The sequence below is a fragment of the Providencia sp. PROV268 genome (genome assembly GCF_028477805.1).
GTDB classification, from domain to species: Bacteria; Pseudomonadota; Gammaproteobacteria; order Enterobacterales; family Enterobacteriaceae; genus Providencia; species Providencia stuartii.
Map to the genome: position 1 here is coordinate 81,580 of NZ_JAMPLW010000024.1, position 25,569 is coordinate 107,148.

General features: G+C 42.2%; 25 protein-coding genes. 7 read left to right on the plus strand and 18 right to left on the minus strand.

Going from position 1 to position 25,569, the window contains the following annotated elements:
• Positions 1 to 131: 131 nt before the first annotated feature.
• From glmU to asnC, 14 genes are all read right to left on the minus strand, one after another.
• Complete coding sequence (glmU, locus tag PR699_RS16485) at positions 132 to 1,502, minus strand: bifunctional UDP-N-acetylglucosamine diphosphorylase/glucosamine-1-phosphate N-acetyltransferase GlmU (protein ID WP_004923994.1); 1,371 nt, start codon at positions 1,500 to 1,502, stop codon at positions 132 to 134.
• Between the two features lie 126 nt (positions 1,503 to 1,628).
• The gene (locus tag PR699_RS16490; RefSeq protein ID WP_004923991.1) at positions 1,629 to 2,054 is read right to left on the minus strand and encodes a F0F1 ATP synthase subunit epsilon; all 426 of its coding nucleotides are present in this window, start codon (positions 2,052 to 2,054) and stop codon (positions 1,629 to 1,631) included.
• Positions 2,055 to 2,075: 21 nt separating this feature from the next.
• Positions 2,076 to 3,458, minus strand: a complete 1,383-nt coding sequence (atpD, locus tag PR699_RS16495) for a F0F1 ATP synthase subunit beta (protein WP_004923990.1) — start codon at positions 3,456 to 3,458, stop codon at positions 2,076 to 2,078.
• Between the two features lie 34 nt (positions 3,459 to 3,492).
• A complete protein-coding gene (gene atpG / locus PR699_RS16500) occupies positions 3,493 to 4,356 on the minus strand; it encodes a F0F1 ATP synthase subunit gamma (RefSeq protein WP_004923989.1) in 864 nt (287 codons plus the stop codon).
• A gap of 54 nt (positions 4,357 to 4,410) precedes the next feature.
• The gene (gene atpA / locus PR699_RS16505) at positions 4,411 to 5,952 is read right to left on the minus strand and encodes a F0F1 ATP synthase subunit alpha (RefSeq protein ID WP_004923988.1); all 1,542 of its coding nucleotides are present in this window, start codon (positions 5,950 to 5,952) and stop codon (positions 4,411 to 4,413) included.
• 14 nt (positions 5,953 to 5,966) lie between these two features.
• Positions 5,967 to 6,500, minus strand: coding sequence for a F0F1 ATP synthase subunit delta (atpH, locus tag PR699_RS16510; protein WP_004923982.1), 534 nt, complete (start codon positions 6,498 to 6,500; stop codon positions 5,967 to 5,969).
• 12 nt (positions 6,501 to 6,512) lie between these two features.
• Positions 6,513 to 6,983, minus strand: coding sequence for a F0F1 ATP synthase subunit B (atpF, locus tag PR699_RS16515; RefSeq protein ID WP_004923980.1), 471 nt, complete (start codon positions 6,981 to 6,983; stop codon positions 6,513 to 6,515).
• Positions 6,984 to 7,040: 57 nt separating this feature from the next.
• The gene (atpE, locus tag PR699_RS16520) at positions 7,041 to 7,274 is read right to left on the minus strand and encodes a F0F1 ATP synthase subunit C (RefSeq protein WP_036942415.1); all 234 of its coding nucleotides are present in this window, start codon (positions 7,272 to 7,274) and stop codon (positions 7,041 to 7,043) included.
• 34 nt (positions 7,275 to 7,308) lie between these two features.
• On the minus strand, positions 7,309 to 8,127 hold the full coding sequence (atpB, locus tag PR699_RS16525) for a F0F1 ATP synthase subunit A (RefSeq protein ID WP_004923976.1): 819 nt from the start codon (positions 8,125 to 8,127) through the stop codon (positions 7,309 to 7,311).
• 33 nt (positions 8,128 to 8,160) lie between these two features.
• Positions 8,161 to 8,538, minus strand: coding sequence for a F0F1 ATP synthase subunit I (atpI, locus tag PR699_RS16530; protein WP_004923974.1), 378 nt, complete (start codon positions 8,536 to 8,538; stop codon positions 8,161 to 8,163).
• A 601-nt stretch (positions 8,539 to 9,139) separates the two neighbouring features.
• Positions 9,140 to 9,763 carry a 16S rRNA (guanine(527)-N(7))-methyltransferase RsmG gene (gene rsmG, locus PR699_RS16535; RefSeq protein ID WP_014657142.1) on the minus strand — a complete coding sequence of 208 codons (624 nt, stop codon included), beginning with the start codon at positions 9,761 to 9,763 and terminating at the stop codon, positions 9,140 to 9,142.
• A gap of 2 nt (positions 9,764 to 9,765) precedes the next feature.
• Positions 9,766 to 11,655 carry a tRNA uridine-5-carboxymethylaminomethyl(34) synthesis enzyme MnmG gene (gene mnmG, locus PR699_RS16540; RefSeq protein WP_004923968.1) on the minus strand — a complete coding sequence of 630 codons (1,890 nt, stop codon included), beginning with the start codon at positions 11,653 to 11,655 and terminating at the stop codon, positions 9,766 to 9,768.
• A 378-nt stretch (positions 11,656 to 12,033) separates the two neighbouring features.
• Positions 12,034 to 12,474, minus strand: coding sequence for an FMN-binding protein MioC (gene mioC / locus PR699_RS16545; protein ID WP_004923965.1), 441 nt, complete (start codon positions 12,472 to 12,474; stop codon positions 12,034 to 12,036).
• A 91-nt stretch (positions 12,475 to 12,565) separates the two neighbouring features.
• Positions 12,566 to 13,027: a transcriptional regulator AsnC gene (gene asnC / locus PR699_RS16550; RefSeq protein WP_004923964.1), complete on the minus strand. Its 462-nt coding sequence runs from the start codon at positions 13,025 to 13,027 to the stop codon at positions 12,566 to 12,568.
• A 161-nt stretch (positions 13,028 to 13,188) separates the two neighbouring features.
• Here asnC and asnA point away from each other — a divergent pair, with 161 nt between their 5' ends.
• Positions 13,189 to 14,181: an aspartate--ammonia ligase gene (asnA, locus tag PR699_RS16555; protein ID WP_014657141.1), complete on the plus strand. Its 993-nt coding sequence runs from the start codon at positions 13,189 to 13,191 to the stop codon at positions 14,179 to 14,181.
• Here asnA and viaA read toward each other — a convergent pair whose 3' ends face one another.
• Complete coding sequence (gene viaA, locus PR699_RS16560; RefSeq protein WP_004923962.1) at positions 14,182 to 15,639, minus strand: ATPase RavA stimulator ViaA; 1,458 nt, start codon at positions 15,637 to 15,639, stop codon at positions 14,182 to 14,184.
• A gap of 2 nt (positions 15,640 to 15,641) precedes the next feature.
• Positions 15,642 to 17,156: an ATPase RavA gene (gene ravA, locus PR699_RS16565; RefSeq protein ID WP_004923961.1), complete on the minus strand. Its 1,515-nt coding sequence runs from the start codon at positions 17,154 to 17,156 to the stop codon at positions 15,642 to 15,644.
• Positions 17,157 to 17,436: 280 nt separating this feature from the next.
• Between ravA and rbsD the strand changes: the two genes are divergently transcribed.
• From rbsD to rbsR, 6 genes are all read left to right on the plus strand, one after another.
• A complete protein-coding gene (gene rbsD / locus PR699_RS16570; RefSeq protein WP_014657140.1) occupies positions 17,437 to 17,856 on the plus strand; it encodes a D-ribose pyranase in 420 nt (139 codons plus the stop codon).
• A 7-nt stretch (positions 17,857 to 17,863) separates the two neighbouring features.
• Entirely contained in the window at positions 17,864 to 19,378 is a 1,515-nt protein-coding gene (gene rbsA / locus PR699_RS16575) for a ribose ABC transporter ATP-binding protein RbsA (protein WP_004923958.1), read from the plus strand.
• Positions 19,375 to 20,337 carry a ribose ABC transporter permease gene (rbsC, locus tag PR699_RS16580; RefSeq protein ID WP_004923956.1) on the plus strand — a complete coding sequence of 321 codons (963 nt, stop codon included), beginning with the start codon at positions 19,375 to 19,377 and terminating at the stop codon, positions 20,335 to 20,337. The genes rbsA and rbsC overlap by 4 nt, the downstream gene beginning before the upstream one ends.
• A 24-nt stretch (positions 20,338 to 20,361) precedes the next feature.
• Entirely contained in the window at positions 20,362 to 21,252 is an 891-nt protein-coding gene (gene rbsB / locus PR699_RS16585; RefSeq protein WP_014657139.1) for a ribose ABC transporter substrate-binding protein RbsB, read from the plus strand.
• An 81-nt stretch (positions 21,253 to 21,333) separates the two neighbouring features.
• The gene (gene rbsK, locus PR699_RS16590; protein ID WP_004923951.1) at positions 21,334 to 22,263 is read left to right on the plus strand and encodes a ribokinase; all 930 of its coding nucleotides are present in this window, start codon (positions 21,334 to 21,336) and stop codon (positions 22,261 to 22,263) included.
• Positions 22,264 to 22,266: 3 nt separating this feature from the next.
• Complete coding sequence (gene rbsR, locus PR699_RS16595; protein ID WP_014657138.1) at positions 22,267 to 23,268, plus strand: ribose operon transcriptional repressor RbsR; 1,002 nt, start codon at positions 22,267 to 22,269, stop codon at positions 23,266 to 23,268.
• Here rbsR and mdtD read toward each other — a convergent pair.
• Positions 23,265 to 24,671, minus strand: a complete 1,407-nt coding sequence (gene mdtD, locus PR699_RS16600; protein ID WP_004923945.1) for a multidrug transporter subunit MdtD — start codon at positions 24,669 to 24,671, stop codon at positions 23,265 to 23,267. The genes rbsR and mdtD overlap by 4 nt on opposite strands.
• Before the next feature lie 49 nt (positions 24,672 to 24,720).
• Positions 24,721 to 25,419 carry a FadR/GntR family transcriptional regulator gene (locus tag PR699_RS16605; protein WP_014657137.1) on the minus strand — a complete coding sequence of 233 codons (699 nt, stop codon included), beginning with the start codon at positions 25,417 to 25,419 and terminating at the stop codon, positions 24,721 to 24,723.
• Between the last annotated feature and the right edge of the window lie 150 nt (positions 25,420 to 25,569).

Below are 25,569 nucleotides of genomic sequence, written 5' to 3' on the forward strand. Positions count from 1 at the left end.
TGATGTCGCTACCTGATTGTTGTTACAGCTTTTGCTGCTCCCCAAGCCTTGTAGAAAATGGGGTTTATTATATTTTTATCTTATTAACGCTACTATTGGAGAGGCACATTCACCTCTCCTAAAAATGTATTTTATTTTTTCTTCACTGGACGCTGCCAGTTTTTAATATGGACTTGTTTCACACGACTCACGACTAACTCACCTTCATTAACATCACGAGTTACCGTTGTACCAGCACCAATGGTTGCACCATTTGCAACAGAAACAGGAGCAATTAGCTGGGTGTCGGAGCCAACAAACACATCATCACCAATGATGGTTTTATACTTATTCGCACCGTCATAATTACAGGTGATCGTTCCTGCACCAATATTGACGTTTTCACCAATCTGAGCATCGCCCAAATAGGTTAGATGGCCAGCCTTAGAACCAACACCTAATGAGGCATTCTTCATTTCAACAAAGTTACCTACATGGGCTTTGGCTGCCAATTTAGCACCAGGACGTAAACGAGCAAAAGGACCGACTGTACATTCCGCAGATAATTCAGAGTTTTCTATCACAGAATAGGGGCTGATAACCGAGTTATCACCAATAACACAATTTTTAAGAATACAGCCTGATTGAATATGTACGTTATTACCTAACGTCACATTACCTTCAATAATCACATTCGTATCAATGATAATATCGCGCCCATGTGTCAATGTACCGCGAATATCAAAACGTTCAGGGTCAATTAGCATTACCCCTGCAAGCAGGAGCTTTTCTGCTTGTTCTCTTTGATAAATACGTTCAAGAGCGGCAAGTTGTAAGCGGTTATTCACCCCTTCCATTTCACTCAAACGGCTAGGGTGAACAGTTTCAATCTTGTTCCCCTCTTTATGAGCTAATGCAATAACGTCAGTGATATAGTATTCACCCTGAGCATTATTATTATCCAGTTGGGATAACCAACGTTTAAAGTCTTTACCACTTGCAACCATGATCCCAGTATTGATTTCTTGAATCTTACGTTGCTCTTCAGTTGCGTCTTTTTGTTCAATGATACCGACAACTTCACCGTTTTCACGGATGATACGGCCATAACCAGTTGGGTTATCTAAAATTACCGTTAATAAACCGATACCACCTTCAGGCTTGGCTTCAATTAAGCGTTGCAGCGTATCTTTCGCAATTAATGGCACATCACCATAAAGCATGATGATATCTTCATCATCTTGAAAGTGTGGGGCAGCTTGTTGCATTGCGTGCCCTGTACCGAGTTGCTCTGCTTGTAATACCCAATTGAGGTTTTGTTCACCCAATTTTTCTTTCAGTAAATCGCCACCATGTCCATAAACAAGGTGAATGTCTGATGCCCCAACAGATTTAGCTGTATCAATAACATGCTGAACCATTGGTTTACCTGCTAATAAATGCAGGACTTTAGGCAGTTCTGAATACATTCGAGTGCCCTTTCCAGCAGCAAGAATGACGACACTTTTTCTTTGCACAGTCATAATTTCCTGAAACTCCAACTTTGGGATAAAAGTAAACCTATTTCCTACATAAATTACTACATATTTCGCACAAATAAAAAAGCCAGTCAGGTATTAACCGACTGGCTTTTCTTTATACTGCCTTCATTACATCAGCTTTTTAGTTAACTCGATAACTCGAAGTTTCGCTATTGCTTTCGCAAGTTCTGCCGATGCCTGAGCATAATCAACATCACCGTGAGCTTTACGGACATGTTCTTCCGCTCTGCGTTTAGATTCCAGCGCACGCGCTTCATCTAAATCTTTACCACGGATAGCTGTATCAGCCAGTACGATAACGCCATTTGGTTGCACTTCTAAAATACCGCCAGAGAGGTAAATTAGCTCTTCTTCACCAAATTGCTTAGTAATACGTACCATGCCCGGTTTTATGGCAGTCAGCAGTGGGGTGTGCTGTGGATAAATTCCCAGTTCACCTTCACTACCTGTCACCTGAATTTTTTGTACCAGCCCTTCAAACATCTGTTTTTCAGCGCTGACAACAGTCAGGTGGTATGTCATTGCAGCTACCATATCAACCTCCCGTCAGCCAGATTAAAGCTTCTTAGCTTTTTCCACAGCTTCTTCAATGGTACCAACCATGTAGAACGCTTGTTCTGGCAGGTGGTCGTAATCGCCGTTCAGAATGCCTTTGAAGCCACGGATAGTGTCTTTCAGGGAAACGAACTTACCTGGTGAACCAGTAAAGACTTCTGCAACGAAGAATGGTTGAGACAGGAAGCGCTGGATCTTACGAGCACGAGCAACAACCAGTTTGTCTTCTTCAGACAATTCATCCATACCCAGAATTGCAATGATATCTTTCAGTTCTTGGTAACGCTGAAGGATAGACTGAACGCCACGTGCAACATCATAGTGCTCTTGACCAACGATGAGTGGGTCAAGCTGACGGCTAGTTGAATCCAGAGGGTCAACCGCAGGGTAAATACCCAGAGAAGCGATTTGACGGCTCAGAACCACTGTTGCGTCCAAGTGAGCAAAGGTTGTTGCTGGTGATGGGTCAGTCAAGTCATCCGCAGGTACGTAAACAGCCTGTACAGAGGTGATAGAACCTGTCTTAGTAGAAGTGATACGTTCTTGAAGAACACCCATCTCTTCTGCCAATGTTGGCTGATAACCTACTGCTGATGGCATACGACCTAACAGAGCCGATACTTCTGTACCTGCCAGTGTATAACGATAGATGTTATCCACGAACAACAGAACATCACGGCCTTCGTCACGGAATTTCTCAGCCATAGTCAAACCAGTCAATGCTACGCGTAGACGGTTTCCTGGTGGCTCATTCATCTGACCATAAACCAGTGATACTTTGTCAAGAACGTTTGAATCTGTCATTTCATGATAGAAGTCGTTACCTTCACGGGTACGCTCACCAACACCTGCGAATACTGAGTAACCTGAGTGCTCAATCGCGATGTTACGGATAAGTTCCATCATGTTTACCGTTTTACCAACACCCGCACCACCGAACAGACCAACTTTACCACCTTTCGCGAATGGACAGATCAAGTCCATGACTTTGATACCTGTCTCTAGCAGTTCAGTTGAGCTCGATAGCTCTTCGTAGCTTGGTGCAGCGCGGTGAATAGACCAACGCTCTTCTTCGCCGATATCACCTTTCATATCAATAGGGTCACCCAGAACGTTCATGATACGTCCTAGTGTTGCTTTACCTACTGGTACTTCAATTGGGTGTTCTAAATTTTTAACTTCTAAACCACGGCTTAGGCCATCTGATGTACCCATTGCGATACAACGGACAACACCACCGCCTAACTGTTGCTGAACTTCCAGCACCAGTTTTTCTTTACCGTTAACAACCTCAAGCGCATCGTACACTTTTGGTACTGCATCTTGAGGGAACTCGACGTCCACAACGGCGCCGATTACCTGGATAATCTTTCCAGTAGCCATCTTGAATCCTCTACGTAATTCGTAAACCTAGCTGTTAAACCGCGGCAGCACCCGAAACAATTTCGGTAAGCTCCTGAGTAATGCTGGCCTGACGAGCTTTGTTGTAAACCAACTGCAACTCTTTGATCAGGTTTCCACCATTATCGGTAGCAGCTTTCATTGCTACCATTCGTGCGGCCTGCTCACTAGCCAGGTTTTCAACGACGCCCTGATAAACCTGCGACTCGATATAACGACGCAGCAGGGTATCCAGCAACGCCTTAGGATCGGGTTCATATAAATAATCCCAAGATTTTTTCTTCAATGACTCGTCATTACTTTCAGGTAATGGCAGAAGTTGAAGAATAGTTGGCTCCTGAGACATTGTATTGATGAACTTATTGGTCACCACATACAGTTTATCCAAACGCCCTTCATCATAGGCTTGTAGCATAGTGTTAACTGGGCCAATCAAGTCTGAAAGCGTTGGGTTATCCCCCATTCCTGTCACCTGTGTGACAACATTGCCACCAACAGAGCCAAAGAATGATACTGCTTTAGAACCGATCAAAGCCAAGTCAACTTGAACGCCTTTTTCAGACCACGTCTTCATGTCTGACAACAGCTTTTTGAACAGGTTAATGTTCAAGCCACCGCACAAACCACGGTCTGTAGAAACAACCAGATACCCAACACGCTTAACTTCACGCTCTTCAAGGTATGGATGTTTATATTCCAGATTCCCTAACGCAAGGTGACCAATCACACTGCGCATAGTCTCTGCATAAGGACGGCTGGCCGCCATGCGTTCCTGCGATTTACGCATTTTGGACGCAGCGACCATTTCCATCGCTTTAGTGATCTTCTGCGTGTTTTGCACGCTGGCGATCTTGGAACGTATCTCTTTTGCGCCGGCCATTTCTGCTTCTCCTTTTAACCAGACGGCCCATTTAAATTTACGGGCCGAATAGTATTACCAGGACTGAGTTGCTTTAAATGATTCGAGCAGTTTTTTCAACTTGCCTTCGATATCATCGTTATAGTTACCCGCCTGGCCGATTTCATTCATAAGGTCAGCATGCTCGCGCAATGCATAAGAAACTAATGCAGCTTCAAACGCACCAATTTTCGCTAACTCAACATCTTCCAGATATCCACGTTCTGCAGCAAACAGAGACAGTGCCTGCTCTGCAACTGACATCGGTGCATATTGTTTCTGTTTCAGCAGTTCAGTTACTTTCTGACCATGATTCAACTGCTTACGCGTTGCATCATCAAGGTCTGAAGCAAACTGAGAGAATGCTGCCAGTTCACGATACTGAGCAAGTGCTGTACGGATACCACCAGAGAGTTTCTTGATGATTTTCGTCTGAGCAGCACCACCAACACGCGATACAGAAATACCCGGGTTAACCGCTGGACGAATACCAGAGTTAAACAGGTTAGATTCTAGGAAGATCTGACCATCTGTAATCGAAATTACGTTAGTCGGAACGAATGCAGAAACGTCACCAGCCTGAGTTTCAATGATAGGCAATGCTGTCAATGAACCTGTTTTACCTTTAACTTCACCTTTTGTGAAGTTTTCAACGTATTCAGCGTTAACGCGAGCAGCACGCTCCAGCAAACGTGAATGCAGATAGAAAACGTCACCAGGGTAAGCTTCACGTCCAGGTGGACGACGTAGCAATAGTGAAATCTGACGATACGCGACAGCCTGCTTAGACAGGTCATCGTAAACGATCAGTGCATCTTCACCACGGTCACGGAAATACTCACCCATCGCACAACCAGAGTATGGTGCTAAGTATTGCAGTGCAGCTGATTCAGATGCAGTTGCAACGACAACGATGGTGTTAGCTAATGCGCCGTGTTCTTCCAGTTTACGAACAACGTTAGAAATCGTTGATGCTTTCTGACCGATAGCAACGTAAACACATTTGATGCCAGAATCACGTTGGTTGATGATTGCATCGATTGCCAAAGCAGTTTTACCTGTTTGACGGTCACCGATGATAAGCTCACGCTGACCACGACCGATTGGAATCATCGCATCGACTGATTTATAACCAGTTTGTACAGGTTGATCAACAGATTGACGGTCGATAACACCTGGAGCAATCACTTCTACTGGTGAGAAGCCATCGTGCTCAACAGGACCTTTACCATCAATAGGTTCACCCAGTGTATTCACAACACGTCCTAGCAGGCCACGGCCCACTGGAACTTCAAGAATACGACCAGTACATTTAACTTTCATGCCCTCAGCTAAGTCAGCATAAGGACCCATAACAACCGCACCAACGGAGTCGCGCTCCAAGTTCAATGCGATTGCGTAACGGTTACCAGGCAGAGCGATCATTTCACCCTGCATGACTTCGGCTAAACCGTGAATACGAATGATACCGTCACTAACGGATACAATCGTACCTTCATTGTGAGCTTCACTCACAACATCGAACTGAGCAATACGCTGTTTGATCAGTTCGCTGATTTCGGTGGAATTCAGTTGCATATGCTCCAGTCCCCTTAAGACTGCAAGACGTCAGTTAAACGCTCTAAGCGACCGCGGACACTCCCGTCAATAACGAGGTCTCCAGCACGAATAATCACTCCGGCAATAACAGACTTATCAATTTTGCAATTCAGCTTAACTTTGCGTGACAGACGTTTTTCCATCGCTGCAGAAATTTTGGCTAACTGCTGTTCATTCAATTCGTTAGCAGAGATAACATCAACTTCAATCGTTGATTCCAGGGTATCGCGCAATTGGATAAATTGAGCTAACACTTCTGGTAGCGTACTCAAACGCCCGTTTTCAGCCATAATACGAATCAGATTTTGAACATGCTCGTCAATTTCATCTCCACAAACAGAGATAAACGTTTTTGCTAACCTATCAGGGGCAATAGACCCAGAAAGTAGCTCACCAACCTGTTCATTGCGCGTCACCTCAGAGGTGAAGGCCAGCATATTTTGCCATTTTTCAACAGATTGATTTTCCACAGCAAAGTCAAAAGCTGCTTTGGCGTAGGGGCGAGCTACAGTAGCGATTTCAGACATGCCCCTCCCTCCTTACAGTTCAGCGACTAGTTTATCAACGATGTCGCTGTTAGCAGCTTCATCCACGGAACGTTCGATGATCTTCTCGGCACCTGCGACAGCAAGCATCGCAACCTGTTTACGTAGCTCTTCACGTGCACGTTTACGCTCAGCATCAATTTCTGCTTGGGCTTGTGCGACGATTTTTGTACGTTCTGCTTCAGCTTCTGCTTTTGCTTCTTCAATCATCTGATTGCGTTGTTTATTCGCTTGTTCGATGATGACCTGAGCTTCAGCTTTCGCTTTTTTCAGTCGGTCGGTTGCGTCGGTTTGCGCCAGTTCCAGGTTCTTTTTAGCACGTTCTGCGGAAGATAAACCGTCAGCAATTTCTTTTTGACGTTTTTCAATGGCCGCCATAATCGGTGGCCATACATACTTCATACAGAACCAAACAAACAGGACAAACGCGATAGCCTGGCCGAGGATTGTTGCATTTAGATTCACAGACAATACCTCTTATTCAATTATCACTTGATATTCAAAATAGTTAGCGGTTTAGGGCTAACTAGCAAACATCACATATAGGCCCAGACCAACTGCAATCATCGGAATAGCGTCGACTAGACCCATTACGATAAAGAACTGAGTACGCAGCAGAGGGATTAAATCTGGCTGACGAGCAGCTCCTTCTAAAAATTTACCACCTAGGATGCCGATACCGATAGCAGCACCGATTGCCGCTAATCCCATCATTACAGCGGCAGCCAAGATACCAAGTTCCATGATAGTCTCCAGTTTGTTTCAGTTTAATCAATAATTGATAGTTAAATTAATGCTCTTCAGATGCCATCGACAGATAGACAATCGTTAGAACCATAAAAATAAAGGCTTGTAACGTAATAATCAGTATGTGGAAGATAGCCCAAGGTAGGCTTAACAACCACTGTGACCACCACGGAAGCAGAGCCGCGATAAGAATAAAGATCAATTCACCCGCATACATATTACCAAACAGTCGCAGACCGAGTGATATAGGTTTTGATAGCAGGCTTACCCCTTCAAGAATTAAGTTGATAGGAATAAAAACTGGATGATTAAATGGCTGAAGAGTTAACTCTTTAGTAAATCCACCAATTCCTTTCATCTTAATGCTGTAGAAGAGGATTAGGATAAACACGCCAATCGCCATAGACATAGTGATACTGACATCTGCTGTTGGAACAATACGCAGAGCAGGTAAACCTAAATAGTGCTCACCAATGTATGGAATAAAGTCGATAGGGAGTAAATCCAGAAGGTTCATCAAAAATACCCAGACGAACACAGTTAATGCCAAAGGAGCAATAACTTTGCTCTTGCCGTGATACATATCACGAACGGTATTATTAACAAAACCAATGATCAGTTCTATTGCAGTCTGTAACTTACCGGGTACGCCACTAGTCGCTTTAACTGCAACTTTTCTAAATAGCCACAGGAACAGAGCCCCGAGAACTATCGAGAAAAAAAGCGAGTCAATGTTCAACGTCCAAAATGTTGGACTAGCGTGGGGATCGACCAACTCAAAGGTACGTAGATCCAACTGAAGGTTTTTCAGATGGTGACCTATGTACTCATTTGTAGTCATCACTTCTCCTGATGCAGACATGATGCCTCTTACCCTTTTGTAGTTTAAAATTACTTACCGTTTAAAAACGGCTGGTGCAACAATCTGAACAATTAGCACAGCTAAATAGGCCAAACCCAGTGGTGTTAATGACGCTTTAAACACACCAAAAGCAACAACTAGTACGATAATAGTTGTAACAACCTTTAGCCCTGCTCCTAATGCAAAGAACCAGGCAATGCGGACAGGTTCATCCTCTTCTTTTGCTTTCTGAAAGTGGACTAGCAGCATAAATACGATATTTGGTAACCAGCATGCTAAACCACCCGCAAGAGCAGAGGCCCCCCATTCTATACTATTTGCACAGAAAGCCCCACTGAGGATCACAAAAGTTATTAACTGAAAAGACAACTGCTTTACAGCATATTTGTTGTCGTAAAGGGATACAGACATAACTTTTTGTACTCCCAGCTATTCTCAGCCTCAGAAACGCTAAGTGTTGTATAAAACTGTCTTTGCTTAAATGTGTCAAGAGACAAAAACGAGCAAATTATACGGGCAGGCGAAATGAATTCAATCAGTAAGTAGCGAAAAGGTGAATAAATATTTAATTTTTTCGAGATAGCGCAGAAATGTGGCAATAATAATTAATAAATAGTTAATGACTCGACAACTAAAAACATTTTTCTGTGATGAGTATCACAATATTTACTGTTCAGATTATTAGCGGACTCCCGCGTTCTCACTAAGAAAAAAAAGATTTGAGCCATAAATCAAATAATTAAAAGCGATATTTTTTAAACAAAAAAAAGCCATAATAAATCAAATATTTCATTATTAATTAACTAAGACACAAACTGGATTTATCTAAAATATCCATTTAGAGATATTTTTTAATCTCTAATGTTCATTTTTGCTAGTTATTCGTTATTACCGTGTAAATATCACGTAAAACCCGAATTGAGAGAATAAGGTAAAAATAAAAATAGCAGTAACATTGTAAATGCTACTGCTAAAGCTCTAAAAGATAAAAATTTATTGATGAAAAGCAACTTTATTTTAAAGATAAAATCACTAAATGACGTTGTTCATCAAGTTCAGGCACGTTCAATTCAACGATGGTATCAATTGAAAAATTATCAGGTAAGTCAGTCAGTTCCTCTTCACGCACCGCTCCCTTCAATGCATAGAACTTCCCAGAAGCATTTGGCAGATGATGGCACCAGCTCAACATATCACTTAAGGAAGCAAATGCGCGGCTAATTACGCCATCAAACCCTGCTTCAGGCTGATACTCTTCAACACGTGATTGAATCGGCTCAATATTATTTAACCCTAGCTCATGTTGGACTTGTTTGAGGAAGCGAATTCGCTTCCCTAAACTATCAAGCAAAACAAAATGCGAATCAGGTCGAACAATCGCTAACGGTACTCCAGGCAACCCCGGCCCCGTTCCAACATCAATAAATGATGTGCCCTTAAGCTGACCGTTCACCACTATGCTATCCATAATATGACGGATTAACATTTGTTGAGGGTCACGAACAGAGGTCAGGTTATAAGCCTTATTCCATTTCGCCAGTAGTTCGACATATCCCACTAGCTGCTGCTTTTGTTGATCGGTTAATTCAATGTTCGCGAGAGCCGATAAGCGCGTTAGTTGTGCTAATAAACTCATTATTAAGCGCTCCTACGCAACATGCCTTGCTTTTTTAACCAAACAAGCAAGATGGAAATTGCTGCTGGAGTAATTCCCGAAATACGCGAAGCTTGACCAATTGAAGTTGGCTTATGATCATTTAGCTTAGCCATCACTTCATTTGATAACCCTTTGACTTGCTTATAATCAAGATCAACAGGCAATAAGGTGTTTTCATTGCGTAGTTGGCGCTCAATCTCTTCTTGCTGACGAGCGATATAACCTTCATATTTCACTTGAATTTCAACTTGATCCGCAGCTTGAGGATCGGTGATCCCCGGTGCAAAACGGCTTAGTGAAATTAATGTTTGGTAATCCATTTCAGGGCGACGTAATAAGTCTTCCCCGTTCGCTTCTTTAGAAAGCGGAACTGACAGTATCTGATTGATTTCATCATGACCTTCAGATTTTGGATGAACCCAAATATCTTTTAGGCGTTGACGCTCTTTCTCAATCAACTCAACTTTGTTGTTAAAGTGAGCCCAACGGACATCATCGACTAATCCTAACTCACGGCCTTTTTCTGTTAAGCGCAAGTCAGCATTGTCCTCACGTAACATTAATCGATATTCTGCACGAGAAGTAAACATACGGTAAGGCTCTTTTGTTCCTAGGGTGCAAAGGTCATCCACCAGCACTCCCATGTAAGCTTGGTCACGACGAGGGAACCAACCTTCTAAATCAAAAGCATATTGAGCCGCATTTAAGCCAGCTAGCAACCCTTGCGCACCAGCTTCTTCATAACCTGTAGTTCCGTTAATTTGACCAGCAAAGAACAAACCATTAATAAACTTACTTTCAAGTGTTTGTTTTAGGTCTCTAGGGTCAAAGAAATCATACTCAATGGCGTAACCCGGACGTACGATCCTTGCATTTTCCATCCCTTTCATTGAGTGGACAATTTGCATCTGTACATCAAATGGTAGGCTGGTGGAGATCCCATTAGGGTATATTTCATTGCTCGTTAACCCTTCAGGTTCTAAAAAGATCTGGTGAGCGTCACGATCGGCAAAGCGCATGACTTTATCTTCGATCGATGGGCAATAACGAGGACCGATCCCTTCAATGATCCCAGCATACATTGGGCTACGATCAAGGTTATTTCTAATCACATCATGGGTTTTTTCATTCGTATGAGTGATATAGCAAGGCATCTGTTGTGGATGTTGATCCTGTGATCCTAAAAAGGAGAATACAGGCATTGGATCATCACCAAGCTGTTGAGCTAATTGGCTAAAATCTATTGTTCTAGCATCAATTCTTGGTGGTGTACCCGTTTTTAAACGATTAACACGTAAAGGTAATTCTCTTAGGCGCTGTGACAGTGAAACAGATGGGGGATCCCCTGCTCGTCCACCACTGTAATTTTCTAAACCAATGTGGATTTTTCCATCAAGGAAAGTACCGACTGTCAACACAACTGCTTTGGCTTTAAATTTCAGCCCCATACGGGTTACCGCACCAGTAACCGTGTTATTTTCCACAATTAAGTCTTCCACGGGTTGTTGGAAGATCATGAGATTTGGTTGATTTTCTAAAGCTGTTCTTACCGCTTGGCGATAAAGGACGCGGTCTGCTTGTGCTCGAGTTGCACGAACAGCTGGCCCTTTACTGGCATTGAGGGTTCTAAATTGAATACCCGCTTTGTCTGTCGCGATAGCCATTAGGCCACCAAGGGCATCAATTTCTTTTACCAGATGCCCCTTACCGATCCCACCGATGGCTGGGTTGCAAGACATCTGGCCCAATGTATCAATATTGTGAGTCAGTAATAGGGTTTGACGCCCCATACGTGCAGCTGCCATTGCTGCTTCAGTACCGGCATGACCACCACCAATTACGATGACGTCAAATTGCTCTGGATAAAACATGTGTGAACCTTAACGTTAGAAAAATGCTGAGTGTTGCATTCGAGGAGAGAATTCTACTCAAGTTTTAAGGATAGACCAAGCTAAGTTGATCCGAGCCTTATTATATAAAGATCTTTTTATTTAAAGATCTCTTTATTAGATCTTTTATTAGGATCATCGATATCTGTGGATAACTGACTTTTCACTTTAAAGATCATAAAAGTGTAAAGGATCATATACTGTGAATGATCCGTGATCCTTTTGCGTATAAGCTGGGATCTAAAAGGGGGGTTATGCACAGGCACCCGACCCTTTAAAACTTATACTATGGATAACTACGGGTTAATACCGCGATCTTACCAGAGTTATCCACATCTGATCGTTGTTATTTTGAACAAACTAGAGTTCGTTTGCCCAAATTTTAACCCATTCCCCTGCCGGATCTTCCGGTATTTCGTGTTGCTGTACATCGATTTCTAGTGGCTCACCGATCCTTTTCGCCCCATGATCGACTAATAGGCGACTTAATTTATGGATCGCACCACAGAAAGTGTCATATTCAGAACTACCGATACCTACACTACCAAACAGCACCTGACTAAGATCAGGGGATTGGCTTTCAATTTGTTCAGCTAGAGGTTGAATATTTTCAGGAAGATCGCCTGCCCCATGAGTGGAACTCACCACCAGCCATAAACCTTCACGTGGAAGTGAGTCAAGATCAGGCCCATGCTGCACTTCTGTTTCATAACCAAGTTCTTCTAAGATCTCAGCCATATGTTCTGCAACATACTCAGCACTGCCCATTGTGCTGCCACTAATTAGGGTTACTTTTGTCATGGTGATTCCCGATAGCAATATTAGGGCGTTATTGTACGCTGTGAATGAGCTGGGATCTACCTGTGGATAATGTGGTTATATAAATTTTTTTCTATGGGGTGATTGTTCTCATGATCGGGTTCTGTAGCGAGATCAGCGTTTCTGTCGATTGAATTTCATCGATAGTTTGAATTTTGTTGATAAGTACGTCTTGGAGGGCATCAATAGATCGGCACATCACCTTAATAAAAATACTGTACTGCCCAGTCGTATAGTAGACCTCAACTACTTCTTCTAGGGCGTCTAATTTTTTGAGGGCGGTGTGATAATCTTTAGCACTTTTCAAAATAATGCCAATAAAGCAGCACACATCAAAACCGAGTTGTTTCGGGCTGATATCAATACGTGTTCCTGTAATGATCCCTGCCTGCTTCATTTTTTCTACACGGACGTGAATAGTACCTGGGCTAACGGAGAATTTTTTAGCAAGTTCAGCATAAGCTGTACGTGCATTGCGCATTAATTCGTGAAGTATGTCACGATCGAGATTATCGATTTGATAATTTTCAGGCATTATTACCTCCTTAATTTAACGAATTCTCATTTTTATACCCATTTTTTTAGATAAAATAAATGAGAAAGTGTTTTTTTAATGAAGTATATTGAATTCCACCCCTGTTTTGTTGCTTAATCTACACATCGGCTAACGCAGCTAACAAATTATGGGTAAATAAAATGGACAAATCATTCATCGAACAACAGCAGCAAATCAGCTTTGTTAAATCTTATTTTTCACGTTTACTTGAAAAAGAGCTTGGCTTAATTGAAGTTCAAGGTCCTATCTTAAGCCGTTTAGGTGATGGAACTCAGGATAACTTGTCAGGCCATGAAAAAGCGGTTCAAGTAAAAGTAAAATCAATTCCTGAGGCAACCTTTGAAGTGGTTCACTCCTTGGCTAAATGGAAACGTAAGACATTAGGCCGTTTCGATTTTAAACAAGGCCAAGGCCTTTATACTCATATGAAAGCGTTACGTCCGGACGAAGATCGCTTAACACCAATCCACTCTGTTTACGTTGATCAGTGGGATTGGGAAAAAGTGATGGCAGATGAGGAGCGTACACTTCCTTATCTGAAGCAGACAGTGGGTAAAATCTATCAGGCAATAAAACAAACAGAAGCCGCAATTAGCAGCGAATTTGGGCTGGCACCGTTCCTGCCAGACCAAATTCACTTTATCCACAGTGAAGAACTGCTACAGCGCTATCCTGATTTAGATGCAAAAGGCCGTGAACGTGCGATTGCTAAAGAATTAGGCGCTGTTTTCCTTATCGGTATCGGTGGGAAGCTATCAAACGGTGAAGCGCATGATGTGCGTGCACCAGACTACGATGACTGGACAACTGAAAACGAAGATGGCTTTAAAGGCTTAAACGGTGACATCATTGTGTGGAACCCAGTGCTGCAAGACGCATTTGAAATTTCGTCAATGGGGATCCGTGTTAGCCCTGAGTGCCTGACTCGTCAGCTAAGCTTAACAGGCGATGAAAAGCGCATGGAGCTAGAATGGCACCAAGCATTAGTCGAAGGCAAAATGCCACAGACTATCGGCGGCGGTATTGGTCAGTCACGTTTAGTGATGTTACTGCTCCAACGTCAGCACATTGGCCAAGTTCAATGTGGTGTTTGGTCTCCAGAAACTCGTGAATCTGTTGCGGGTATGCTGTAGTTAGCGACTAAAGCGGCGCAATAACCTGCTTTTTAATCCGGTATCAAAGCGCCAGATATGATCAAATATCTTCATGATGCCGGGTTTCCCATAATTTGAAACAGATACCGCATGGAAGCGGTATTTCCCTACCTGCTGAAGGGATCTTATCTTTTTGATTAATTCGTCAGGCAAACGTTGAGAAACAAAATCGGAAATCACCACCGCGTCAGCATCTGACCATGTCGGGGTTTCGAGTTTTTTGACCGTTTCTTGCAAACAGTTAGCTAAATCTGTTCCTCCACGAAATGTTTGGTGTAAAAAACGAATACACTGCTCTAAACCATCCACGGAGAGTAAATCATAATGGACGAGTTCAGTAGAAAATAACATGATGTGACATGAACGGTTATCCGCCAGCGCAATTTTTAATAATGCGAGGCAAAATGCTTTTGCACATCGCTCATTTATTCCCCCCATAGAGCCTGAAGTGTCAATACAGACAATAAAAGGCCCTCTAGGTTGTTCTTCATGATGATGGTGAGTTACGGGGCGCAATACTCGTCTTTCTTGCCAACTTTCTCCTTGGAGACGATAAGTGATTAACTGCTTTTCAAGCAGTTTTCGATAGAACTCAAACTCAATTTCTTCAAGCCCTAACATCGCTAATTCGGTAGGTAATAGTCGTAATACGTCATCACTTTGGCTTAATCCATCAACTTGCTCTGGTATTGTTTCAGGGACTTTCTCGAAGATAGTCATTGGCTCTAGCAGCACGCTATCTTCAGGCAGGGTGCGAGCAGATTGGCTGCGGCCTAATAATTGAGCTATCTTTTCCAATTCAGGTTGTTGACGTAAAAAATCACTATATTGATTCAATAACTTATCATTATAGGCTGATGCTGTATTTAGCCCTTTACTTAAATCCCATAATCGGCCAGCAGCCCGCTCATTTTCACCTAAAATCTCTTCGAGATTACCGCTTAACGCGAGCCGTTGTTGTAGTTCAGCGAGTAACTGCTCTTTTTCTTGCTCTAATAACTCTTTATGTAAAGTTGTCACCTGCAATATCAAACTGATCCGCCAGCGTTGGATAAATAAACTTTGCCTAGCGCTTTTATTCTCTATTTTACCTGAACTTAATTTGCAGGCTTCGGCATAAAAAGGAGAGTCTATGGCTTTTAGTGTTTCAATAATCTCGGGTAATTGATTAAAAAATAACTCAGTCGCTTGACCAAGAGACTGTTGATAAAGTTGAAACTCCTCAGCGAGTTGAGCAGGCACTAAGGCATCTTGCAGCTTTTGTTTAAGATCTTTTTTCCATTCCGATAAATCTTTTAACAGGGCTTTTTTAAGTCGAGGGTGTTTTTCAAAGAAAACGGCGAGTTGAGGTGTGGCAAGAAGAGAGATAATAATCTCTTCTATAAGCTGGCTTTCATTAACGGAAAGCAATAAGTCTAGCGTGGCTAAACTCAGCATAGTTAATCCGCCATTTTTCCTGTTATTTGATTACGTAACTGAGTGAGCTTTTCAGTTAACTTCATAAAGCTTCCTTCGATTCCTGCCAGCCAGCTTGATTCAATAAATAAATTGGGCTGTTGTTGTTCAAATTGATAACGCGCCGATTGAATATCTTGTTGGATCTTATCAAGCTTTTCTAACCATTGTGTGTTATCCGTTTTATCGACGGTGGTGGTGGATTCTTGTAAATAAAGAGTGGAAGCTTGGTGACTCACATCTAATAGCTGAATCTGATTTAAGTTATTAATTTCAGCAGCAATTTCTTGTGCAAAACCAATACCATTGAGGTGAGCTGATAGAGTAGTACCTTTCGTTAGAAAATGAGTCAGTAACTTTTTATCCGTGGTAATAAACGTTACTTTTATATCATGTAACTGTAGTGGCTTATGCAAAAATAGTGTTAAACGCCCCTCTTTGATATTTTCTGGAAGAGTGTACGTTGGCTTACGAGCAAACATTGGCGTATTTTTATTGACCTTAAAAGCATTTTGATTGTTTTGATCTTGGGTTGATGAGGTCCACTCTTGGTAGAGCATTTCTATTTCACGAGAGAGTTTTCTCTGTTGCCAGCCATCTTCTTCTAATATGGACTTGAGTAATTGAGGTAAGGCATTCATCGATTGCATGTCATGCCATAAACAATCTTTTAATAGGATGATATCAAGGGGGGAAATGGTATTTCGCCCATTAAAAAACGCACTGGCTTGTAATAAATAGACCGCTTTTTTCCAGCGTCTATCCGAGACATAAAGGTGTTTATCGGTGGCATCCAGTTGCTGGCGGAGTTGATAAATAAGTTCAAAACAGTGATCGGGAAGCGTAATTTTAGGGATTTGCTGTTGCCACTCTTTATATTCATCATCACTGATTTTTAAGTGTTCAGGAACCAGTGACTCATCTTGGGGGGATTTACCTGTCAGCAACGCTCGGAAGTTTTGTTTTTCTTGTACTTTATCGAGCCAAATACGGATAAGCATTCGGTCAAATAGCGCTTCCAAGCTATTGTCAGCATCAGGAAGCTCGTTAGATGCGGTGACTAATAAACGCATAGGAATAGCACTTTCACCATCTCCATTACGGAATTTCCGTTCATTGATAGCGGTGAGTAGGGTATTTAAGATAGCGGGGCCAGCTTTCCAAATTTCATCAAGAAAAACCACCTCAGCATCAGGTAAATAGCCTTTTGTTAGTCGTTGATAGCGCCCTTCATCTTTTAAAGCTTGGATGGATAATGGCCCAAAAATTTCCTCTGGTGTGGAAAAACGGGTCATTAAATATTCGAACGCATTCGCGTGGCGAAACGCATACTTCATGCGGCGTGCAATTAAGCTTTTAGCGATACCTGGAGGCCCTAAAAGAAAGACACTTTCACCACTTAATGTGGCCAATAAACATAAACGAATTGCTTGCTGGCGTTCATACAAACCACTTTCAAGGTAATTGCTAAGTTGGGCGATTCTTTCCGCTAACTGCATATTCGTTCCTTTTATTATTTATGTCATTTATTGCTAGGTTATCCATCGAGGTGCCAATTTTGCAACGAATTTTGTCATTTTTCTTTGATTTAGACTCACTATCAACAAAAACGATTCAGCTATAACTAATTCAATACTTTCATCTTTTCTTCTCTTTTGGGCGTTAACGAAACGTTTCGATGGTGATCACAAATCTTAGCCAACAACATTGTGTTGTTCATTTTCTTATCTATGATTAGATTTAGCGAAACGTTTCGCTCATAAGGAAACGGCGGGAACAATGAAAAAAGGTATTTTGCTTAATTCCAATATTACATCCGTGATAGCAAAGTTAGGTCATACCGACCATATCACAATTGCTGATGCTGGGTTACCTATACCACAGCAGGTTGAACGTATTGATTTAGCTATTACACAAGGTTTGCCCGATTTGATGTCGGTATTGAGTGTCATTACTCAAGAGATGCAGATTGAAAAGGCAATTTTGGCTGGCGAGATCACGACCGTTAATCCTGAAATGGAACATGCGATATTGGCACATTTGCAGGCATTAGAGCTTACCCAAGGAAAACCAATAACAGTGGAATATTGTAGTCATGAAAGCTTTAAAAAAATGACTCATGACAGCAAAGCGGTGATTAGAACAGGGGAGTGTTCACCTTTTGCTAATGTGATCCTTTGTTCTGGTGTGACGTTTTGAGGTGTGTATGCAGCCTTTATTAGAGCTTATTGGCATTGAAAAGTCTTTTCCCGGAGTAAAAGCACTAAACGGTGCTGCACTTAAAGTTTACCCAGGAAAAGTGATGGCGCTAGTCGGTGAAAATGGTGCGGGTAAATCCACCATGATGAAAGTGCTTACAGGTATCTATAGTAAAGATGCTGGCGCTATCCGTTATTTAGGGAAAGAAGTGGTCTTTCATGGCCCTAAAAATTCACAAGAAGCAGGGATTGGTATTATTCATCAAGAGCTTAATTTGATCCCTGAACTGACAATTGCTGAAAATATTTTCCTTGGTCGCGAATTTGTTAATAAATTCGGCAAAATCGACTGGAAAACCATGTTCAGTGAATCCGATAAGCTACTAAAACGCCTGAACTTGGATTATGACAGCCATCAATTGATCGCTGAGCTTTCTATTGGCGAACAGCAAATGGTTGAGATAGCGAAAGTGTTAAGTTTTGAATCGCAAGTCATCATCATGGACGAACCAACGGATGCCCTCACAGATACGGAAACAGCATCACTCTTTCGAGTTATTGAAGAGCTTAAAGCGCAAGGGCGTGGAATTGTTTATATCTCTCATCGCTTAAAAGAGATTTTTGAAATCTGTGATGATGTAACCGTGTTTCGTGATGGACAATTTATCGGTGAAAAACCCGTCAAAGAATTAGAAGAAGAAACCCTGATTGAAATGATGGTGGGCCGTAAATTAGAAGACCAATACCCACGTATTCATGTTCCGGTGGGAGAGGTTCGCTTACAGGTTGAAAATGTATCAGGCCCTGGTGTCGATAATGCCAGCTTTTCATTGAGAAGCGGTGAAATTCTAGGCGTTTCTGGTTTGATGGGAGCAGGGCGTACTGAATTAATGAAGATCATTTACGGCGCTGCGACAAAAAAATCAGGTGAAGTACGCCTTGATGGCAAAAGTATTTCATTAAAAACGCCACAAGATGGTTTAAATAACGGCATTGTCTATATCTCGGAAGATCGTAAACGTGACGGTTTAGTACTAGGCATGTCCGTCAAAGAGAACATGTCGTTGACAGCACTTCGTTACTTTAGTCGTGCTGGCGGCAATCTTAAACATAAAGAAGAACAACAGACGGTCGGTGACTTTATTCGCTTATTTAATATCAAAACCCCTTCCATGGATCAGATTATTGGCAACCTATCGGGAGGAAATCAGCAAAAAGTCGCGATTGCGCGTGGTTTGATGACAAGGCCTAAAGTCCTGATTTTAGATGAACCAACTCGAGGTGTGGATGTTGGGGCTAAAAAAGAGATCTATCAATTAATTAACCAATTTAAAAAAGAAGGGCTGAGCATCATCTTAGTTTCTTCTGAAATGCCAGAAGTGATTGGGATGAGTGACCGCATTCTCGTTATGCATGAAGGGCATATTAGCGGTGAGTTTTCAGCTAAACAGGCCACTCAAGAAGTCTTAATGGCTGCCGCTGTTGGCAAAAGCTACGGCTCAGTTCAGGAGTTATCAGAATGACATCGAATACCACAACCTCAAAACGTTGGTTCAGTAAAGCATGGCTAATGGAGCAAAAATCACTGATTGCATTATTAGTGTTAATTGCCATTGTTTCATCCCTTAGCCCGAATTTTTTCACCCTTAATAACCTGTTTAATATCCTGCAACAGACATCGGTTAACGCCATCATGGCTGTGGGGATGACGTTGGTGATCTTAACCTCCGGTATTGACCTATCTGTTGGTTCATTACTGGCTTTAACAGGGGCTGTTGCGGCATCGATGGTGGGGGCTGATGTGAATGCCTTCGTCGCCGTTGCGGGAGCATTAGCCCTTGGGGCTGCTATTGGTGCTTGTACGGGGGTGATTGTCGCCAAAGGTAAAGTTCAAGCCTTTATTGCGACATTAGTCATGATGTTGTTATTGCGGGGGGTGACACGTGTGTATACCGATGGTAGCCCGATCAATACAGGTTTCAGTGATAATGCGGATCTTTTCGGCTGGTTTGGTATTGGTCGTCCCTTCGGGATCCCGACCCCTGTTTGGTTGATGATCATTGTGTTTGCCGCGGCATGGTATCTATTACACCACACCCGTTTGGGTCGATATATCTACGCATTGGGTGGAAATGAAGCCGCGACGCGCTTATCCGGCATTAATGTCGACAGAATTAAAATTATTGTCTATGCCCTGTGTGGATTGTTAGCGGCATTGGCGAGTGTTATTGAAGTTGCTCGACTGTCGTCAGCACAACCAATGGCTGGTAATGGTTATGAGCTTGACGCAATTGCCGCTGTTGTTCTTGGCGGTACAAGTCTGGCTGGTGGTAAAGGACGCATTGTTGGAACTTTGATTGGTGCTCTTATCTTAGGTTTTCTCAATAATGGCTTAAACTTACTAGGTATATCATCAAACTATCAAATGATTGTAAAAGCGGTTGTCATCTTACTTGCCGTACTCGTTGATAATAAAAAGTAACTTATACCCTACAGGAATACGATTATGAAAATGAAAAAACTCGCAACCTTGCTATCAGCCGTCGCTTTAAGTGCTACTGTGAGTGTTAATGCGATGGCGAAAGAAAGTATCGCTCTGGTTATTTCCACACTGAACAACCCGTTCTTTGTGACAATGAAAGATAGTGCTCAAAAAGAAGCCGATAAATTAGGTTACGAACTAATAGTACTCGACTCTCAAGATAACCCTGCTAAAGAGCTAGCTAACGTTCAAGATTTAACTGTTCGTGGCACTAAACTCATGTTGATTAACCCGACCGATTCAGATGCGGTTGGGAATGCCATTATCATGGCCAATAAAGCAAAAATTCCTGTTATCACCCTAGACCGCGCAGCTAACAAAGGTGATGTAGTCAGTCATGTCGCTTCTGATAACCGAATGGGCGGTAAGATGGCGGCAGATTTTATCGCTGAAAAAACAGGTAACGACGCCAAAGTGATCCAACTCGAAGGGATCACAGGAACTTCCGCTGCTCGTGAACGCGGTGAAGGTTTTAATACCGGTGCAAAAGAGCATAAATTTAATGTATTAGCCAGCCAGCCTGCTGATTTCGATAGAACAAAAGGCTTAAACGTGATGCAAAACCTACTGACAGCGCATCCTACTGTGCAAGCGGTATTTGCTCAAAATGATGAAATGGCATTAGGGGCGCTAAGAGCGTTACAAACCGCAGGACGTGATGATGTATTAGTTGTCGGGTTCGATGGAACCAATGATGGTATTAAAGCGGTTGAAGGGGGCAAACTAGGCGCAACAATTGCACAGCGCCCTGATCAAATTGGCATTGTAGGTGTACAAATCGCCGATAAAGTTTTGAAAGGTGAAAAGGTCGAGCCAACAGTACCTGTAGAACTAGAACTGGTTGTTAAAAAGTAATAAAGATTAACCGCCGTTACCCTTAACGGCGGTTTGCTCTATTTGCGAATAAAATAAAAAAGGCAAAAGGAAATAAATGTTATGGGCGCAGCTAAACTTGTGGTTTTAGGTAGTATCAATGCTGATCATATTCTAAACATCGGGCAATTTCCGCAACCGGGAGAAACGGTTAGAGGGAATCACTATCAGGTTGCTTTTGGTGGTAAAGGTGCGAATCAGGCGGTTGCTGCTGGACGAAGTGGTGCTGACATAACATTTATTGCTTGCGTCGGTAACGATAGCATTGGGCAAAGCATCAAAACGCAGCTCAAAAATGATCATATTGATGTTGAATGTATTGATGTCGTTGATAATGAAACAACGGGTGTTGCACTGATTTTTGTAAACCAACAAGGTGAAAACGTAATTGGTATCCATGCTGGAGCCAATGCGCATTTAACTAAAGAAAGAGTGAACCACTATCAGCAAAAAATCATTGATGCAGATGCCGTACTGATGCAATTAGAATCCCCTATTGAAGCGGTTCAGTTAGCAGCGGAAATTGCACAAAAAAACAGTACAAAAGTCATCTTAAACCCTGCACCTGCCCAAGCTCTTCCTGACTCGTTACTTGCTTTAGTCGATATTATTACGCCAAATGAAACAGAAGCGGAGCATTTGACTGGAATTACCGTCAAAGATGATCAGAGCGCACAAGCGGCAGCTCAAGTATTGCATGATAAAGGTATCAGTAAAGTCATGATTACGTTAGGGGCGAGAGGCGTTTGGTATAGTGAAAAAGGTTCAACAGGTAAAATTATCGCTGGATTTAAAGTGAAAGCCGTCGATACAATTGCGGCAGGGGATACCTTTAATGGCGCTTATGTTACCGCTTTACTTGAAGGGAAAAGTGATGCTGAGGCTATTGTTTTCGCTCATGCAGCGGCTGCAATTGCGGTAACTCGACCCGGTGCACAACCCTCTGTACCATGGCGCAATGAAATCGATGCATTTTTAACTCAACAGGAATAGCTTGTGGCAACAATGAAAGATGTTGCGCGCCTTGCTGGCGTGTCGACATCCACCGTTTCTCATGTCATCAACCAAAATCGCTATGTCAGCGAAAGTGTGACATTACGAGTCAAAAATGCGATTGAGCAGCTAAATTATGCTCCATCGGCGTTAGCTCGTAGCTTAAAAATGAATCGTACTAATACGATAGGTATGTTACTGACAACCAGTAATAACCCTTTTTATGCAGAAGTGGTTCGTGGGGTTGAGCGCAGTTGTTATGAACGTGGTTATAGTTTGATCCTCTGTAATACTGAAGGCGACCTTCAGCGGATGAATCATAGTTTAGAAACACTATTACAGAAACGCGTTGATGGTTTACTGATGATGTGTACAGAAGTTCAGGGGCCATCAAAAGAGGTTCTTTCCCGTTATCCCGCAGTGCCTACCGTGATGATGGATTGGTCTCCCTTTGAGTCTGATGGCGATATTATTCAAGATAACTCTTTTCTTGGCGGGGAGATTGCCGCACGTTATTTAATTGATGCGGGGTTCACCCAAATTGCTTGCATCGCAGGCCCCCAAGACAAATCACCAGCACGTGCGCGTTTCCAAGGTTTCATGCAGGCGATGAAGCAAGCATCGCTGAATATTCCTGATGAATATATTATTTTTAGTGATTTTGAATTTGCTGGTGGCTTTAATTCAATGAATAAACTGTTGGCGCTTGCTAACCCACCTAAAGCTATTTTTGCCGGGAATGATGCCATGGCCGTTGGCGCTTATCAGGCGATATTTCGTAAAGGACTGAAAGTACCTGATGATATCTCAATCATTGGCTACGATGATATCGACTTATCACCTTATATGATCCCGCCATTAACGACGATTCATCAACCAAAAGATGAATTAGGTAAATTGGCTGTCGACCAGCTTATTTTTCGGATGGATAACCCTGAAGCCGACGCTAACGTTTTGGTGTTGACGCCCAAACTGGTTGAGCGCCAATCCGTTAAACGAAATTAGTTCTTATCTGATGGTTTAGACTTATTTTTTATTAAGTTTTGACCATCACTTTTCTTCAACAACAAGAAGACAAATGCAGAAAGTAATGTAATGGCACCGATAGTTATAAAGGTGTAATGGAAATTATCTACAGTATTCCCATGTGGTAAGCCTTCATAGAAGCTCAATATTGCCGCACTGACTGCAATACCAAAACTGATCGATAGCTGTTGGGTCACCGCTAACATACTATTCCCCGCACTGGCATTATTATCTGTTAAATCAGCTAAGCAAATCGTATTCATCGCAGTAAATTGCGTTGACATAACCATACCAAGCACAAATAGAGGTATCACCAGTAAATAGATAGACATAGTCGGGGTCTGGAGAGAAAACTGAGCTATCATAAAACTAATAATGACCGTCACGGTAAACAGTGTTTTTCGATAACCAAAGCGAGTCAGTATCCGAGTTACTGCTGATTTTGCGATAATTGACCCTATAGCCATTGGAGCCATCATCATACCGGCGATAACCGCTTCGTAGCCAAAACCAACCTGCAACATTAATGGCATCAAAAATGGAATACTTCCTGTCCCTAATCGAGTGGCAATATTACCGCTAATACCAATACTAAAAGTACGGGTTTTAAATAAATTTAGTGGAATGATGGCATGTTTTATACGTCGAGCATGAAAAACATAAAGAAATAGGCATACAAAACCACCGAGTACGATGGATGCTGGAATGTAACCGGGCAAGGACTTGTCGCCAAAGAGATCCAGACTGACTGATAACATGACAAGACCAAAGCCAAAGAGAATAAACCCAAGAACATCAAACTTACGTTTTGGCATTTTAAAATCAGGCATTGATTTTAAGGCGTACAAGATCCCTAAAATACCAATCGGAATATTGATAATAAAGATCCAATGCCATGTGGCATAAGTCACTAATACACCGCCTAGTAAAGGGCCTAAGATAGGACCTACTAATCCAGGGATAGTAACAAAGTTTAATATTGGGAGTAATTCACTGCGTGGATAGGCACGGATCAATGCAAGGCGCGCAACAGGCATCATCATTGCCCCACCAATACCTTGGATAACGCGGGATGTGACTAAGAATGTCAATGACGGTGATAGCGCACAAAGAAGGGAACCAAAGGAAAACAGTGAAACAGCGATAATAAAAATGCGACGAGTGCCGAACCTATCTGCAAACCATCCACTCACAGGAATTAATAATGCAACTGTTAATGTATAACTGACAATCGCAGATTGCATGGCGAGTGGTGAATGGTGGAGGCTTTTGGCGATATCAGGTAGCGCCGTGTTCAAAATGGTTGCATCAAGGGCTTGCATGAAAAATGCCATTGCGGCTATCCATGGAAGGCCTGACATGCTTTTAGCTGTTTTTAACATCGGTAACCTATTAAATAAAAAGTTAAAGCAAACATGGAAAGTTATCGTGTTAGGTCTGTTTTCCAGTAATAGTTAATAACTTATAGCAGAGATCAAACGCTTTGGCGCTATTACCTTTTATTATGGCATTTGCCAGTTGCTGATGAATGTCTACTTCAATAACGTCATTTTCTGTAATCGCATCAAAATAGAATTGATAGACAGAACGGAATAAATTGGCAAAGGAGATCAAAAATGGATTGGCACAAGCTTCATAAATCGTTAGATGAAAACGGTGATCAACATCTATCCAACGCTGCCTATCAAATTGCTTTTCTAATAATTGCATTTCATTGGCGAGTGCTTTGAGTAAATTATTTTGCTTGTCTGTGGCATGTTTTGCGGCAAGGTAGCAAGCTTGCGGTTCAATCGCGAGTCTTACAACATGAAAATGCCTAATAACGACCGTTTGTTCATCACTGCTTATCCACCATTTAAGCAGATCTTGATCCAAAAAATTCCAGTGGGATGAAGGCATAACTCTTGTGCCAATGCGAGGACGCGCAAGTAACATCCCTTTTGCTGCTAACATCTTAACCGCTTCTCTAATCGCTGTGCGGCTGGCTTGGAATTTATCAGATAACTCTATTTCACTGGGAAGAATAGAGCTTGGTAAATAAGTGCCTTTCAAAATCTCTTGGCCTAGCTGTTCGGCAATAAGATAAGAAATGTTTTTTTGCGAAGCAGTTTGCTGCTCACTAAATTCCATAATTAGTCCCAATACATAACCTTGAGCAATTATATTACGTGAGTTGGGGGATAATTGCTGCTGAAATAATCAATTCTACCGTTGTTTTAGTTGATTTATCACCGTTTTGATGAAAAAAAGCGCGAACGAAAAGAAAATGCAAAATAAGGG